A 16,920-nucleotide genomic window follows, 5' to 3' on the forward strand; every position below is an offset into this window, starting at 1 on the left:
ATCACTCCCTTAGTAATTTAAAAAACGACACCTGCTTGGAAAATAATATTGGCATACGGTGTAAATTCACCAGTTCTCACAACTGCACGACTTTGCGCGGTGCGTTGCTTAAATTCCTCATGAGATAAATATGAAATTTGAATCGGTTTAGCTGTTGCGGCACTCTCTTGATCCAAAATAGCTAATAATGCTTGATGATGGGTAGGGCTGACTTCTGCAAATTCTGTCGCCATAATCACCGCTTCAATTTGCGATTCCGATAAAATAACCTTTACTGTATCTAGAAAGCTCGGCACACCATGCGTTAACGCAAGATCAATCCGTTTTACATGTTGCGGAATAGGTAATCCAGCATCACAAATAGTGATTTCATCGGTATGCCCTAGTGTTGCGACTAGGTATGAAAGTTCGGCATTAATTAGAGTACTTTTTTTCATCTGAATAACCTTATAATTGCACGTTATATAACTCAATTTATCTGTCTTTGAATTGATATTTATAATTGACAGTAAAACGCATCGAAACGTTTCGATGTAAATAATAAACCGCTGCAAAAAATTCACCATAGTGAAATATATAAGCTGTGAGAATGATCGCTTTCAAGGCTTAAAATAGGCTTAAAAAAGTTATTTCGCTCACATTTTTACCAGCGAAACGTTTCGATAATGGAAAGGAGGAAAGATCAACGTCCAGATCAAATAGCAAAAAAGCCATATTTAGCTATAAATATGGCTTTAAAAATAGTGACAACGTTGCGATTTTATACGCGACGATAAGGTAAATACACCGGCTCCCACATATGGCTGGCTAATACTTGTTTAAGATCCTTATCCCGTAAATAACTACATGCATCCGTTGCTTGCATTTGAGTTAAAATAGCTTCTGCAACATGGATAGACACTGCTTTTAAGTCACTAATTCGAGGATAAATACATCCCATCGCTAAATCTTGCTCATTAACGCACTCTGCCAGTGCATAAGAAGCAGTAGTGAACATATCTTGAGTGATTTTTGATGTTTGTGACACAATCGATGCGAGACCAACACCAGGGAAAATAAAGACGTTATTTCCTTGTCCAATACGATACTGCTGGCCATTATATTCCACATCAGAAAAAGGACTTCCCGTCGCAACAATTGCTTGGCCATCACTCCAATGATAAATCGCTTCAGGAATGGCTTCACAGTGAGCAGTTGGATTTGAGAGAGGAAATATAATTGGTCGAGGAGTATATTCCATCATCTTTTGAATATGTTCTACCGTAAACGAACCACCAATACCACTTGCACCCAGTAATACCGTTACGGGATGATTATTAATTAATTCTGTTAAGCTAATTTTACCAAGATCAGTAGCATGCCAACCTTCAGATATTGAACGCGGTTTAGCATAGCGACGCTTATAATCTTCTAAGCCATCACGATCATCAAATACCACTCCTTGAGAATCGAGAATGAAAATTTTTGCTCGCGCTGAATGATGACTGCAACCTTCTTTAAGTAGGCCGGCATAAATTTGATCAGCCACACCAACCCCGCCAGCGCCAGCCCCATAGATAACATAAGTTTGATCAACTAACCGTTCATGTTTGATCTTACAAGCACCAAGAATACCAGCTAAAACAACAGAGCCCGTTCCTTGAATATCATCATTAAATGACGGCAAACTATCTTCATAATCATCTAAATTATCAAACGCATTGGCTTTACTAAAATCTTCCCACTGTAATACAGCTTTGGGAAAATAACGTTTAACTTGTTGAACAAATGCTTTTATAAAACATTTATAAGCATCACCACGAAGTCGTTTACGTGAAATACCTAAATACATAGGATCATCAAGTAACTCTTGGTTATCTGTACCAACATCTAATACTATCGGTAAGCAATGAGCAGGATGGATCCCAGCTCCTAATGTATATAACGACAACTTGCCTATCGGAATCCCCATACCGCCGACACCTTGGTCGCCAATACCTAAAATACCTTGGCTATCTGTAACCACAATGATTTTGATCTCTTTACCCATAAAATGGCGCGACATCTCACCCATTGCATCTACATTTTCTTCAGTAATATATAACCCACGCGCTTTTTGATAACGATGACTAAATTCTTGGCATGCTTTACCTACCGTTGGGGTATAAATAATTGGCGTCATTTCTTCTACATGACGAGATAATAAAGCATAAAAAAGCGTTTCGTTACGATCTTGTAGTGAGCGTAAGAACAGATATTTTTCTATATCCGTTGAAGCACTGCTAAAGCCATCATAGACACGGTTGAGTTGATCATCGAAGGTTTGTACTCGTGGTGGTAATAGTCCTGTTAATTGAAAAGCTTCACGCTCTTCTTGAGTAAAAGCTGTACTTTTATTTAAAGTGCGGTCATTGAGTAACTCGGTGCCGGTTAACGACACAGGACGAAACACTTTCCCTTGCGCATCTTTCCATCTGAGGTACTTACCGATAGTCATATTCTGTCTCCGCGTATAACAACAATAGCCAGCAGACTTTATTAACATCAACAACAGCCACACTGTTATTCATACTAATAAAACCATAATATAAATTAGAGTGTATATCTAACTGCGGCATAAAAATGTGAACAGTCGCATTTTTAATTAGATCGCTAATTAAAAATCATCCTGACATTATCTGTTATACAAAAAGAATAAATAACCCTGAAGAAAACCCACTTTAATTATAGGTTTTCACGACGTATTGCCACTTTATCACAGCAAAATGGTGTAATATTAAGATTATCTCGTGCTTGCAGATCTGCATCAGTATAAAGCTGATATTTTAAGTGCTGGAAAAAACCATCTTTATAATCAACTCCAGCAATGGCAATAATGGCTAATACTTGCTGAAATTCAATATACCTAAAATCATATTTCACTCGCAATTTATGCGCAGCTTTGATTGTTGCAGAAATAATATATTGATTAGCATTTAACGCTAAAAGCATTGACTCAAGTGCTGTTGTCGAACCGTCAACATAACAACGACGTTGATGAGGCTCAATAATTACTGTTGGTTTCATGGTAATGCCTCACTGCCAATAAGAAGCAATTAATAACACCACAAAAATCCCTGCAATTAACTTTAATAATAACCCTAAACTCGCGCCACCTTTAGGAGCTTTATTACAGCAACTCATACTTACCTCTACTATCATCATATTTGAATAAAGCATGATCATAAAGGTTACACTGAGGGGAAGGTCAAGGGAGAATTACATGAGTTACATAGCCACTATGTAACTCATTAATACCATAAAACTAAGATTGTTATTACTGATTGTCCGCAGATTTAGCGGCGACTTGAGTATCCACTACCGTCTCAGTCTTTGATTGCGGTTCATCTTTAACTGCATTTTGAAAACCTCGCAATGCACAACCAAGATCACTACCTAATGTTCGAAGTTTTTTAGTTCCAAATAATAAAACAAAAATAACGGCAACAATAAGTAGCTTACCGATGCTAATTTCACCCATTTTTAATTAATCTCTCGTTGTTTTTCACTGTTAGATAAATAACGTTCTTTTGCAGCAGCAATGACAAATACAGCTGCAAAAAACACCCCAATAAACCATTTCGCTTCCAGAAACTCAGGAAAATAGTGGGTAATTGATAATTCAATTAAAAGAAGCACTGAAAATATCTGTAAACCGACAATAGTTAATTGCAGCCAAGTTGCTTTTTTATAAAGACTGCGTGTTAACATCCACACGAAAAACATAACGGCAAGACCAAGTTTTACTTCAATAAACATCTGTATACCTTCAATAAGTCCAACTCACTTGATGGTATAAATTTTAATCTAATGTTTATGTAAGGATTATCAAGGTGAATATAAATTTTTTATAAACCCATTCAAAAATATAGTAATGGTTTAATCATCGCTAATTAACCGATAACCAACCCCATTTTCAGTAATAATATATTGTGGTTGCGCAGGAGATCGCTCTATTTTATGACGTAGCTGTGCAATATGAATACGTACATAGTGAGCATGCTCAGTATAATTTCCGCCCCAAACTTCTTTTAATATCTGCTTATGGGTTAATACCTTGCCCATATTCTTCGCTAAGAGAGTAAATATCTTGTATTCTTTCGGCGTTAGCTTGATCGCCTCACCAGCATTGGTAACGGTTTGCATGGCTAAATCTAATACTACCTCACCAAACTGATACTGACTGATCTCAGCAGAATTAATATTAGTATTAATACGTAATGCTACTCGAATTCTAGCTAATAGCTCCCCACTACCAAACGGCTTAGTTAAATAATCATTGGCACCAGCATCGAGAGCAAGCACTTTATCCGCTTCTTTATCGCGCGCAGAAATAACAATAATCGGCGTTTCAGTCCATGAACGTAACTCTTTGGTAAAATCAAGACCATCAGCATCCGGTAAGCCTAGATCTAATAATATTAAATGTGGATTCCAGGTGGTGATTTGTTTAAGGCCTTCTTGTGCTGTCTCAACCGTTTTGACTTGATAACCGTGCCCGGTAGTTAAAATATCAAGAAAGCGACGGATAGGTGCTTCATCTTCAATAATTAAAATCTTACTATCATTATTCATAAATATCCGTTAACTCATACTTTTCGCAAGGAATTTTCACCACAAATATACTACCGCCTCCAGTACGTGATAATACACTTATCTCACCATTATGCGCTGCAACGATTAATTGGCAAATAGCTAAACCTAAGCCTGTCCCTTTTACTTTAACTTGATCTGAACGATAAAAACGCTCGAAAATACGTAACCGATCTTCTGGTGCCACCCCGCAGCCACGATCAGCAATTTCAATAATAAAATGGCCGCGTCGATAATTAGTTTGAATATCAATCTCACTACCTACAGGGCTATATTTAGCTGCATTTTCAACAAGGTTAGCAATAATTTGTTCAATTAAAGTGTAATCTAATGACACTAAAATCGTATCACCACATAAATTAATCGGATGCGATTTTATGACTTGCTCAACCCGTTTAATTGCACTCCCAATCACCTCTTCAGGTTCAACCCAATCGCACTTGGGGATCAAGGTCTTAATACTATAACGACTAATATCAAGTAACTTGGTTAAGCTACGATTTAAACTGTAACCTTCTTCTGCAATCGACTGTAATAATTCTTGTTGGGTTTGTTCTGGTAAACGTAAGCTCGTATCACTTAATGTGGTAGCAGAACCAATAATCGACCCCAATGGTGTTTTTAAATCATGAGATACCGCAGCTAATAATGTATTACGCATTTGCTCTAATTGATTAGCTTCTTTTGCCGCAGCTAAAGCGATATTCGCTTCAGATCTTGCTAACGACAGGCTAATCAGTGTACTCAAAATCGGATTAAACACCTGCTCTGATAATGCTTCAATCAGTAATACACCAAACATACCAGACTGCCCATCTAATGGATGCAAACTCAATGAGGGCGAGAGATACTCAATATGTTGCTGCTGTCTCCTACTGAAACGTTCAATTAACGGTCGATAAGTTACTTCACTGAGTTTCTGATGCGTCGCAAGACAATGTAACTGTGGCGAAAACAGCCATACTTGTGCTCGCATTTTAAAATGCTGCTCAAGATGGACAATTAATGCTTCAGCGATAGCATGGCTTTCATTTAATGCCGCAAGTACTGACGCTAAATCATAATTACTATTTAACTCTGCCCGTAGAATCTGATTTTCTTCAATTTTTTGTTGCTGAGATTGGGTTAATCTCACCGCAAACACACCACTAAAAGCCATCACTGAAAAGGTGATAATATGTTGGTAATTCTGAAATCTAAACGAATTGTGCTCAGGTAAAACAAAGAAATGAAAGGCGACAATACTAATAGCAGTGATCACATACGCCATTCGTTTACGTAACAACACCCCACTAACAATATTAAGTAGTAACAACAGCATTGCAGTATCAGTTTCAATGATAACATCTCGAAAGGCGACACCTAGATACGTCACTAATACATATAACAATAATAAAATACTGGTTTTGGTTACATCAAACCACGATAACGGGTTATTCATTCATTTCTCATTTTTTACCACATAAATTAGACAGCATTAAGTTAACAACAGCGCTCATCATTATTAAATACGATAATGATAAGCGCTGTGATTAAACCTAAGGCGTTATATCTCTACATGAACCCCTATCTCAATCAATCTATCTTGCGGTACATGCAGTCGCTCTGACGTTCGAAGAGCGTTACGGCTTAATAGAATAAATAGCCGAGCTTTTACATCATGCCACCAAGAACTGGGCTTCACTTTTATACGTTCTGATGACATAAAAAATAACGTATCCGTTGGATGTAAAACAAAGCCATTGCTTCGTGAGACCGTGTAGATTTGTTCAATATCGGGCGACTCTTGATAACCAACATAAACAATCATTTGCCAGAAGGTTTCGGATAGTTGAGTCACTTCCATACGCTTTAATGGGTGTACTCGCGGTTGATCTGGATATTTAAACGTTAACAGTACATTTCGTTGGTGCAAAATTTCATTATATTTAAGATTATTGATTAATGATGATGGAACTTGTCCTTCATTTCGAGAGAAATACACGGCCGTGCCTGACGCGCGGCTCCATTGTTTTTGCTCAAGTTCACTGACCATAGCTTCGGCAGACAAAGGCTGTTTAAGCAGTAATCCTAATCGCTGCCGTTCTAAATACCATACGACCATTAGAATAAACACCATTGAGCCGATGGTTAATGGTAACCAACCGCCATCCATAAATTTCAATGATGTCGCAGTAAATAACAAAGCATCATAAGTGAGCATTAATAGCCCATATTGTAATGTCACCAGCCGTGACCAATTCCATAAATGACGCGCTACAACTAATGTGAATACCGATGAAATCAACATTGTTGCAGTCACCGCAATACCATATGCTGCAGCTAAACGTTCAGAGCTACCAAATGTTAGAACAACCGTAATAACGAGGATAAACAACAATAAATTAGCCAAAGGAACATAGATCTGTCCTTGAGCTTGATGCGAGGTATGATAAATTCGCATTGGCGGTAAATAACCTAAATTAACCGCTTGACGCGTGAGCGAATAAATACCCGAAATCACCGCTTGCGAGGCAATAACTGTCGCAAAAGTAGCTAATATAATTAACGGTAACCGTAAAATGGTCGGTGCTAACAGAAAGAAAGGATTCGTTGCAGTACTCGCATCGGCCAGCACTAATGCCCCTTGACCAAAATAATTAAGTACTAAACATGGCATCACAATAAAAAACCACGCAAGACGAATCGATTTAATCCCAAAATGCCCCATATCAGCATAAAGCGCTTCAACCCCAGTAACAGCCAACACGACCACCCCTAAGGTAAATAACGTTTCAATACCATGGTTAACAACAAACTCTAATGCATATAAAGGATTTAATGCCAGTAGTACCCTTGGGTTAGCAATAATACTGATCAGTCCCAACACGCCGATACAGCTGAACCATAGCAGCATCACTGGTGCAAATAAACGTCCAATACTGCCTGAACCATATTTTTGAATCGCAAATAACGCACATATAATACTAATCGCAATAGGAATAATCATCGGCTGTAAATTGTGATTAATAACAGTGATCCCCTCTACTGCTGATAACACTGACATTGCTGGAGTGATAATTGCTTCACCAAAGAAAAAACCTGCAGCTAACATGCCTAAAAAGATAATTATTTTTTTGCTACGCTCAGGAGCTGCACCATGCGCTAGTGCAGTTAACGTTAGCACACCACCTTCGCCACGCTTAGATGCTCGCGTGACAACCGCTAAATATTTAATAGAAACGGTAATAACAAAAGTCCAAAAGACAAGAGACAACACACCAAAAACATTGGCAGGGTCAATGACCAGTGCATGAGAACCGCTAAACATCGCTTTAAAGGCATATAATGGGCTAGTGCCAATATCACCATATACAATCCCAACAGATAAGCACGTAAGTACTAATAGTGACTGTTTTTGATTTTGCATAACTTGTTACATATGTGTTTGCCCTTAACTACTGCAACACATAAGGCCTTATTTCATTCTACGAGGCGAGCAGATTAACAAGGGTAATGTAAAGTTAGGGTATATTTTCCAGTATCAAATATAAAAAATATATAAGTTTTGGGTATTATTTAACCAGTATGTAGCAAGTTTCAACTGTCAACAAAAACAAAAAAAGCATCAGTCAGTGACTGATGCTTAATAATTCCGAGGTTAATATAGCGCTTACATGCTCTCTATATTTCGACCTGATGTTTCAAAACGATATTTATGTGTTACCCATGCGCCTAATAATGATGTCACAACCAAGCACAATAACAACGAAAACACCCCAATTCCATGCAGCAAAATCGGGAATAAGAAAGCAGTTAAAATCGCACCAAACTTAGCAATTGATGCCGCAAAACCGGCCCCTTTAGCTCGAATTTTAACGGGAAACACTTCACCCGATATCAAATATGTTTGTGCATTAGGACCTAGGTTATTCATAAAATTAAATAACATAAAGCCTAAAAATAGCAAATACATCTGATAATCACCATGCATTTTTACTGAAACTGCCGCACATAATAAGCCAACAGCACAACCAATAAAGCCATAAATTTGTAGCTTCATACGACCAATAGATTCAGAAAAAATAATCGCGCAAATAACACCAACAATAAGTAAGCAGTCAATAACTGCAGTACCTTTGGCTAAATAAATTGTATTAGCAATCGTGTTCTGAAGCGCATCTCCGCCTGTTGCCTGATGAGGATCAAGTACCGATGCTAAAATAACCGGCGTAAAAATACCAATACCATAAGTGCCAAGATCTTGAATAAACCAAGGTACTGATGCCAAAATTGTTTTAGCACGATATTTTTCTTTAAATAACCGTTTATAACCATGTAACCATGATGATAATTCAACATCATCACACGGTGTTTCTTCAATTGGCATTGACGACTGTTGCGAACGATGTAATAACCGCTTGAGTGATGTTTCAGCATCGGCCTTACGATTTTTAGACAATAGCCAATGCGCACTTTCAGGAATAAAGAAACGTGCAATCGTAATCGCTAATGATGGAATCAAAGCAATAATATACATCAAACGCCATGCATTGATGTCGTTCACATACGTCAAGACAAAAATACCGGTTAAAATACCGAGCAAAACACCAATAGACTGAAACGCAAACGCACCCAATACCAGCTTACCGCGGTTCTTGGATGGAATACTTTCAGATATCATTAAGTGCGCCGTAGGATAATCACACCCTAAAGCTAAGCCAATACCAAAGTTAAACACTAAAATACTCAGATAAGACTGGCTAGTTGCCATGCCTATCAAGCAGATCGAGAGCAAAGCCATCTCAATAATGAACATTTTCTTACGTCCATAAAGATCAGATAGCCCACCCAGAGCACTTGCTCCAATTAAAATACCAAACAGAATCGAGGAACTAATTACACCTTTCTGTAGCTCTGTTAAATGAAATTGTAGGGTTAATAATGGTAGGGTTAACCCCATCATAAAAACGATCATACCCTCAAAAAACTTACCAAATGTCGCTAATAACCAAATTCGCCATTGTACACGTGTCATTGACATTGAATATTTGCTAGTAACTGAATTACTTATTGATATTTCATCAATATAATTTTGGATCGTATTTTGCGGTTGAATCTCTATTTTTTGATTCATGTTAAAATCAACAATGCTTATTGTCTTAATTCAGACGAATATCAGTATTAAAGTTGGCAGTATATAAACATATATCACAACCAAAAATGAAATTTATTTTCTGAATGTAATTAACTGCCACTATGCGTTCTCAGATATGCCCGCTATAAAGATCATATAAAACCAAAAAAGCAACCTTAACATATAACTTAAAAAACAAAAGCTTACATGAAAACCAACAGACTAACAAAACAAGAAGAAATAGTTTTTTTTAGATTTATTTTATATGTAAAGATCAAAAATAAAATATAAATTACTATTTATTATGGGTCTATTAATCAGAATTTAAACAATATGAGTTATTTTTCAATGAAAATTAATCCAGATAGGCGCTAATTTACAATTTTGATTGCTAAAAAAACATACATCAAGCGTAAAATTCTTTCACTTTTTTGTTAATAAAAAATATAACTTATTTTTATTACCATAATAAAGGTTCAATCATGAATTGAATAACAGAATAGCGTCCATTCATTGCACTGATACCACCCTATATTGCTAATAAAAATCCTTCGCAACAACTAAGGATTTCTATCACAAAAGCCACAAATTATCTCTCTATTTATAGTTAAATAACCAGTTAGTACTTACTGATGTACCAAAGTTATGCTCAATATTAGTACCGTCAGTATTTTTACTAATATTGGTTTAATATATTGTTACTAACCGTTTGTTTTTTGTTATATCAAAAGTGTTATTTTGTATATTTACCGTATTAGATCTGGTATGAGTCGCATTAATGATATTACGATCAATCTCGTCACGATTAAGGCTTACCATTCATAACACATTATTCAAACTACAATGACACAATAATGACATACCGTTGCTATGCTATTAGCCGTTTACATTCACAATGATTGGCAAAGGTTATAATGAGCGAACAACTATCATCTCCCCCCACTATTATTTGTGAAACTATACTCCAGCAAATTGAACGAGGGTTATTTACTACTCAATCAAAACGACTGCCTTCAGAACGAGAGCTAAGCGAAATTTTTAATGCTAGTCGACTTACGGTAAAACATGCATTACTACAATTAGAAGCTCAGGGGGTTATCTATAGAAAAGAACGCCGAGGATGGTTTTTAGTGTAAGTTATACCAATAAATGATACCGACACTGCAAGTAGAAGGATGCTAATTCACAATAAGAGAAGATCAAACAGTAAAATATCACTTAACAATATCAAAAACGTAATTCCTCTTGATATATTGCTTAGATTTGAAATACCAAGACTGTGTTACACACTCAATTACTTTTATTGTTTTTTATGGATGTTAACAACCTATCACTGCGTTCAAATACCATATAACTTAGTTTTTCAGCCATTTTCATTTACTGATTAAAACTGCTTGTTTGGCTAATTATATTTTGATAGGTTTGTAGCATGATAATGACAGTAAGTAATATCTCACCCCTTTTCTTTTGGTGGCGCTCTTCATAGAGCGGCGCTGACATAGTTATTTTTTCTCATTTCTATTTCATTTTGCCGCCGGAAGGTTGCAAATGAATACGCCTATTATTATCCGTATTTTATCACCTCTCCGGCCGCATTTTTTCGGAGAGCTTTATGAACATTCAATCATCAACAATCAGTCCTCAACAACAAGCCATCATTCTTACTGGTGATAGAGCCACGGGCCAATTACATCTCGGACACTATGTCGGCTCACTGCAACAGCGAGTACAACTACAGCATCACTACCAACAAAATATTCTAGTTGCTGATATGCAAGGCCTTACCGATAACGGCCATAATCCCCATAAGGTTGCCACTAATATTGTTAATGTCGTTGCCGATTATTTAGCCGTTGGCATTGATCCTAAACTGACCACTATTTGCCTCCAATCAGCTATTCCTGCTTTGGCAGAACTGACCATGTATTATTCCAATCTAATTTCGATTGCACGTTTAGAACGTAATCCAACCGTTAAAAGTGAAATTCAATCTAAAGCTTTTGGTCGTTCAATTCCTGCTGGATTTTTAACTTATCCCATCTCTCAAGCTGCTGATATCACCGCATTTCGTGCAAGCTTAATTCCCGTTGGTGACGACCAACTACCAATGCTTGAACAAACAAATGAAATAGTAAGAAAAATAAATACCATTGCCGGCAAGGATATTTTAGTTGAGTGCCAACCTTTACTCAGTAAAGTCGCTCGCTTACCAAGTACTGATGGCAAAAATAAAATGTCGAAATCGATGGGAAATACCATCACGCTTGGTGCTGATAGTAAAACCATTTCGCAGGCAGTAAAATCAATGTACACCGATCCAAACCATCTTCGAGTGGAAGATCCAGGAAGTGTCGAGGGCAATATCGTTTTCACTTATCTTGATGCTTTCCATCCTGATAGCAACTATGTAGCAACATTAAAACAACAATATCGTCAAGGTGGATTAGGTGATGGCACCACGAAAAAAATCTTAGAGCAATGTTTACAAGATTTAATCGCTCCAATACGTGAGCGTCGTGCCGATTTTTTAAATAATAAAGACTACTTAATTGAGGTGCTAAAATCAGGCACTGAACACGCTAATCAACAAACTCAGCAAGTGTTAGCTGATGTTAAACAGGCTTTTGGTTTGAACTTATTCTAACAATAAATATCGCGTGATCTCATAACGCCTATTATCTAGTATTAACACTAAATAATAAAAAGTAGAGCATATAAATATGCTCTACTTAAGTTTAACGACATCCCATAAACTATTTATTGCGAAGTAAATACCATCAATGTGGCACATTTAAAATCATGATGAATTCATAGCTCGTAATATAATAATCCTCACTAATTGACCATCAATTAGTGAGGATTATTATCGTTAGCCGCAGCTCCTACGAAGATTAATAGCTTAACGTTGATTCTAATTTAGCCAATTTCCTTTTCAGTTTGCTTAAGGTCTGTGTTTTTTCTTTAATTAAATTTGGTCGTTGATTAATTTCGTCAATTTCATCTAACTTCTCACGTCGCTCTCGGGATGAAAGCTTATCGTAAATTAAACTATTTTTTAGATCGTTTAATTTATCTTTTTTATGCGCTATTTCGTCTTTCTCATCGCGTAAATCTTGCTCTGCTTGACTTACACTTTCTCTTATACTAAAGAGTTCTTTGCCTTTATTGTAACCCTTCAAAAATAGGATTGCTGTTTTTTGTGGACAAACTCCTTGATAGCTCTGCCCGTTAGAACCAATAAAAAAACCATTATTTTCAGTACAGTAGATAGTCAAGCCTTGATTATAACCTAGTTGATATTCATTGAAATTGGCGCGAACATTATATTCCGAGCAAGCAGAACTTCGATCACTAAATTGAGAAGAAGAAGCGCCCTGTGAACCATCAACATATCCCAATGCTGACCAGTTTGCTGTTTCGCATTCTTGCTGATTCATAACAGAACATGCTGTTAATGTTGAGCATAAAAAGAGTGTTATCGTAAGAGATTTTGTTGTCATAGCTAACTTGTTACAAAGAAATAAAGCCCGATACTCTAAAGCTATTATTGTTAAAAATAAAGTTGTCTATGTTGCATAAGTAATAACAAACTGGAAACTTATACTCTTTGCAATGATGATATGGGAATACACCAATCTGTAGTGATTATTTCAATAGAATGATCAACCTACCTATCGTAGATAGGCTGATATATTGTAATATCTTACATCATAGACATGATTATTAACGCTTAATCCAATACATATCATTGGTAATAAAAAGTATTATTTTTCTTATAAAATACATTACTACAAAGCTATATGGGAAAATAGCCACCCCTAATAGATTATGCTTATAATAATGAATCCTTTTGAACCAATAAATAAAACCTAGTAGGAAATTAACACTTAAGATACTGATTAGAAGCGTATACATAAACATTATTCTTAATGATAAACAATACCTGAATTATTATCTTTTTATCTCCAACAATACCATTTATAAATAATTATTAAATCATGATAAAACCTATTATTACTTTAATAACAATCTTTACATTCACCATTTAAATGAAAACGGCAACTCCCATGTTAATAGTCGATTGGTAATTTCAATAAATTATAGTTTATCATTGCTACAATTTATATTGATACATAACTCAATAATGAGCAATAAATGGCGATATATCACATTAACAATAAAATACTTGATATAAATAATCGTATAATCATAGACAGTAATAATAATTCAATTAAGATAAGTCAAAGTGAACTAAGGATTTTAATTAGCTTTATCAGTATACCAACTAAAGTCTGGAATAAAGATGAATTACTTCAGCAAGGTTGGCCGAATAGTATTGTTGTAATCAATTCATTAACAGTTGCTATCAGTAATCTACGGAAAGTATTCAAAGATGCAAATATTATCATATCTCATAAAGGAATCGGTTATTCCTTAAATGCTAATACCAAAATATCTCAAATTAACACCCAACCTAGCCATCAATTAAACGAGCTAGAATCACCACAGATAAAAACAATAAAACCCTCACTAATCAATATACTACTAATTAGTTCCATTCTGTTTTTTATGTTCTCTTTATGGTTTTATTATTCTTGGAACTACACTTATGTTTAGGCGAATAAATAATAAAACAAAGATCATAATTTCATGTTTACTCATAGGGATTTCATTATTTTTTACCTTACCTATATGGAATGGTTTTGGATGTAACGCTTTATTCCGTTACGAAAATAAAAACTTTATCGGTTATGGATATTGTAAAAGGGGAAGTGTTGAAATATTTCTTACCCAAAGAAACTCAAAACATACTGTTTTAGCAACTCATATTAATGCTCGAATTATCACGTATAAAGGAAAAAATGCGCTTTATTTTTATAATTTAGAAACAAACAACCATGCAATAAGTAAATCGAATTTAATGACTATTAGCATGCTAAAGTATAATCCTTTTTATAGTTTTAAAAGTAATGATTTAAAAGATGGCACATTAAGTCTAATCCATAAAAAAGATTTAGAGACGATTCTTACAATTAATGAAGGGAGATTGTCTTTTTTCTAAGGTATTAGAATAATACCCAATATATATAATTATATTTAAAAAAACATCTTAACGGAAAAAGCCCCTGCTCTCGGTACAGCGCAGGGGGCTTTAGATAGTGATGGTAAACTGAAAGTCCACCTATAATAAATAACATCCTGTATATTTATTATTTTGTCCCTTGGTATTAGGCTGGAGACCTATAGAGACGGGGACCAGTAGATATAAGACAATAACCACACGTTGTAACTATGGTGATTTAGTAACAACGTGCTGTTAGCGTATTATCGCCACTGGTTTTAGCGGCGCATTTGTTTCTGAGTTAATTCAACAGCACGTAATTGTGCCATTGCTTTAGCTAGATCCATTTCCGCTATTGCGAAGTTAACATCATCAGCATGCTTGTTGATGTTTTCTTCTGCGGCGCGTCGAGCTTCATCAGCGCGGGCTTGGTCGATGTCCTTCCCATGCATTGCCGTATCGGCAAGTACAGTTACTACGTTGGGCTGAACTTCAACTATACCGCCTGAGATATAAAGGATTTCTTCGGGATCCTTCAAATCTGTGACGAAACTCGCTACACCAGGTTTTAGTCGGCTCAATAAAGGAGAGTGACCAGGGCGAATACCCAACTCACCATCGGAGCCTGAAACTGCCAGCGCGTGAGCTGGACCAGAGAACAAGGGTCCCTCAGCACTTACGATATTGAGTTGGAACGTGTTCTCGGTAACGCCAATAGCCATAATGCCTCCTTAAGCCCTATAGAGTTTTCGCTTTTTCGAGTACATTTTCAATGCTACCGCAGTACAAGAATGCTTGTTCTGGAATATCATCATACTCACCGCTTAGTAAGCCTTTAAAGCCTGCGATAGTCTCTTTAAGAGAAACGAAAATACCTTTTTGACCAGTAAATACTTCTGCTACGTGGTAAGGCTGAGTTAAGAAACGCTCAATCTTACGTGCACGAGATACAGTTAATTTATCTTCTTCAGATAATTCATCCATACCTAAAATAGCAATAATATCTTTTAATTCTTTATAACGCTGAAGTACAGTCTGTACACCACGAGCAACATCATAATGCTCTTGACCAACAACCAATGGATCAAGCTGACGCGAGGTTGAATCCAATGGATCAATCGCAGGGTATAAACCCAAGGCTGCGATATTACGTGACAATACCACTGTCGCATCAAGGTGGGCGAACGTCGTTGCTGGTGATGGGTCAGTCAAGTCATCGGCAGGTACATATACCGCTTGAATTGACGTGATAGAACCAGTCTTAGTTGATGTAATACGCTCTTGCAGTACACCCATCTCTTCAGCCAATGTTGGCTGATAACCTACCGCTGATGGCATACGACCTAACAATGCTGATACTTCTGTACCTGCTAAGGTATAACGATAGATGTTATCGATAAACAACAATACGTCACGACCTTCATCACGGAAGCTTTCCGCAATGGTCAAGCCTGTTAGTGCAACACGTAGACGGTTACCCGGTGGCTCGTTCATCTGACCGTAAACCATGGCTACTTTATCGAGTACCCCAGCATCTTTCATCTCGTAATAGAAATCATTACCTTCACGAGTACGCTCACCAACACCAGTAAATACTGATAAACCTGAGTGTGCTTTAGCGATGTTGTTGATAAGTTCCATCATGTTAACGGTCTTACCTACACCCGCACCACCAAACAGACCGACTTTACCACCTTTAGCAAACGGACAAATAAGGTCGATAACCTTTACGCCAGTCTCTAGCAGCTCAGAGCTATTAGATTGCTCTTCATAAGATGGTGCAGCACGGTGAATAGCGTATTTTTTCTTTTCGCCAATTTCGCCACACTCATCGATTGGGGTACCCAATACGTTCATGATACGGCCAAGAGTTTCTTCACCTACAGGAACAGAAATTGGCGCATTAGTATTAACCACTTCTAACCCACGGCGAAGACCGTCTGATGAACCCATTGCGATACAACGAACAACACCACTACCAATTTGCTGCTGCACTTCTAATACTAACGCAGCATGTTCACTGTCACTAAGAGTAAGCGCATCATATACTCGTGGCACGCTATCTTGATTAAATTCAACGTCAACGACAGCGCCGATGACTTTGACAATCTTACCAGTACTCATTTGATAT

The 16,920-nt window shown here is 36.7% G+C and carries 16 protein-coding genes; 4 read left to right on the forward strand and 12 right to left on the reverse strand.

The genetic code is table 11. The annotated features are described in order from the left end of the window. Positions 1-17 precede the first annotated feature (17 nt). The 9 genes from rbsD to PPBDW_RS19025 all read right to left on the reverse strand — a co-directional run bounded on the left by rbsD (position 18) and on the right by PPBDW_RS19025 (position 9,727). The gene (rbsD, locus tag PPBDW_RS18985) at positions 18-437 is read right to left on the reverse strand and encodes a D-ribose pyranase (protein ID WP_036791535.1); all 420 of its coding nucleotides are present in this window, start codon (positions 435-437) and stop codon (positions 18-20) included. Between the two features lie 323 nt (positions 438-760). After that, a complete protein-coding gene (locus PPBDW_RS18990) occupies positions 761-2,476 on the reverse strand; it encodes an NAD-dependent malic enzyme (RefSeq protein WP_036791537.1) in 1,716 nt (571 codons plus the stop codon). Between the two features lie 227 nt (positions 2,477-2,703). Continuing rightward, positions 2,704-3,045 carry a hypothetical protein gene (locus PPBDW_RS18995; RefSeq protein WP_036791539.1) on the reverse strand — a complete coding sequence of 114 codons (342 nt, stop codon included), beginning with the start codon at positions 3,043-3,045 and terminating at the stop codon, positions 2,704-2,706. A 250-nt stretch (positions 3,046-3,295) separates the two neighbouring features. Next, entirely contained in the window at positions 3,296-3,499 is a 204-nt protein-coding gene (gene tatA / locus PPBDW_RS19000; RefSeq protein WP_036791541.1) for a twin-arginine translocase TatA/TatE family subunit, read from the reverse strand. A 2-nt stretch (positions 3,500-3,501) separates the two neighbouring features. After that, positions 3,502-3,777: a hypothetical protein gene (locus tag PPBDW_RS19005; protein WP_036791542.1), complete on the reverse strand. Its 276-nt coding sequence runs from the start codon at positions 3,775-3,777 to the stop codon at positions 3,502-3,504. A gap of 120 nt (positions 3,778-3,897) precedes the next feature. Next, positions 3,898-4,593 carry a response regulator gene (locus PPBDW_RS19010; RefSeq protein WP_036791544.1) on the reverse strand — a complete coding sequence of 232 codons (696 nt, stop codon included), beginning with the start codon at positions 4,591-4,593 and terminating at the stop codon, positions 3,898-3,900. After that, on the reverse strand, positions 4,586-6,052 hold the full coding sequence (locus PPBDW_RS19015; RefSeq protein WP_036791547.1) for a sensor histidine kinase: 1,467 nt from the start codon (positions 6,050-6,052) through the stop codon (positions 4,586-4,588). Before PPBDW_RS19015 ends, PPBDW_RS19010 begins: the two co-directional genes overlap by 8 nt. Positions 6,053-6,157: 105 nt before the next feature. Continuing rightward, positions 6,158-8,020: a potassium transporter Kup gene (locus PPBDW_RS19020; protein ID WP_036791550.1), complete on the reverse strand. Its 1,863-nt coding sequence runs from the start codon at positions 8,018-8,020 to the stop codon at positions 6,158-6,160. A 243-nt stretch (positions 8,021-8,263) separates the two neighbouring features. After that, positions 8,264-9,727 (reverse strand): MFS transporter, encoded by a 1,464-nt coding sequence (locus PPBDW_RS19025; RefSeq protein ID WP_036791553.1) that lies wholly within the window; start codon positions 9,725-9,727, stop codon positions 8,264-8,266. 914 nt (positions 9,728-10,641) lie between these two features. On the opposite strand from PPBDW_RS19025, the gene PPBDW_RS19030 reads away from it, so the two are divergent. Together PPBDW_RS19030 and trpS are read left to right on the forward strand one after the other, a co-directional pair. Next, positions 10,642-10,863 carry a GntR family transcriptional regulator gene (locus PPBDW_RS19030; protein ID WP_036791556.1) on the forward strand — a complete coding sequence of 74 codons (222 nt, stop codon included), beginning with the start codon at positions 10,642-10,644 and terminating at the stop codon, positions 10,861-10,863. Positions 10,864-11,339: 476 nt separating this feature from the next. Continuing rightward, positions 11,340-12,371: a tryptophan--tRNA ligase gene (gene trpS / locus PPBDW_RS19035; protein WP_054262185.1), complete on the forward strand. Its 1,032-nt coding sequence runs from the start codon at positions 11,340-11,342 to the stop codon at positions 12,369-12,371. 247 nt (positions 12,372-12,618) lie between these two features. Here trpS and PPBDW_RS19040 read toward each other — a convergent pair whose 3' ends face one another. Continuing rightward, on the reverse strand, positions 12,619-13,164 hold the full coding sequence (locus PPBDW_RS19040; RefSeq protein WP_243423029.1) for a DUF2799 domain-containing protein: 546 nt from the start codon (positions 13,162-13,164) through the stop codon (positions 12,619-12,621). A gap of 718 nt (positions 13,165-13,882) precedes the next feature. Here PPBDW_RS19040 and PPBDW_RS22945 point away from each other — a divergent pair. Further along, positions 13,883-14,344 carry a winged helix-turn-helix domain-containing protein gene (locus PPBDW_RS22945; protein ID WP_054262186.1) on the forward strand — a complete coding sequence of 154 codons (462 nt, stop codon included), beginning with the start codon at positions 13,883-13,885 and terminating at the stop codon, positions 14,342-14,344. Continuing rightward, complete coding sequence (locus tag PPBDW_RS19050; RefSeq protein WP_036791561.1) at positions 14,337-14,789, forward strand: hypothetical protein; 453 nt, start codon at positions 14,337-14,339, stop codon at positions 14,787-14,789. Before PPBDW_RS22945 ends, PPBDW_RS19050 begins: the two co-directional genes overlap by 8 nt. A gap of 278 nt (positions 14,790-15,067) precedes the next feature. Here the strand turns inward: PPBDW_RS19050 and PPBDW_RS19055 are convergent, their stop codons facing one another. Together PPBDW_RS19055 and atpD are read right to left on the reverse strand one after the other, a co-directional pair. Continuing rightward, positions 15,068-15,511 (reverse strand): F0F1 ATP synthase subunit epsilon, encoded by a 444-nt coding sequence (locus PPBDW_RS19055; protein ID WP_036791564.1) that lies wholly within the window; start codon positions 15,509-15,511, stop codon positions 15,068-15,070. Between the two features lie 16 nt (positions 15,512-15,527). Next, positions 15,528-16,913 carry a F0F1 ATP synthase subunit beta gene (gene atpD, locus PPBDW_RS19060; protein WP_036791566.1) on the reverse strand — a complete coding sequence of 462 codons (1,386 nt, stop codon included), beginning with the start codon at positions 16,911-16,913 and terminating at the stop codon, positions 15,528-15,530. Positions 16,914-16,920: the final 7 nt, after the last annotated feature.

It is taken from the genome of Photobacterium kishitanii, from assembly GCF_000613045.3.
GTDB classification, from domain to species: Bacteria; Pseudomonadota; Gammaproteobacteria; order Enterobacterales; family Vibrionaceae; genus Photobacterium; species Photobacterium kishitanii.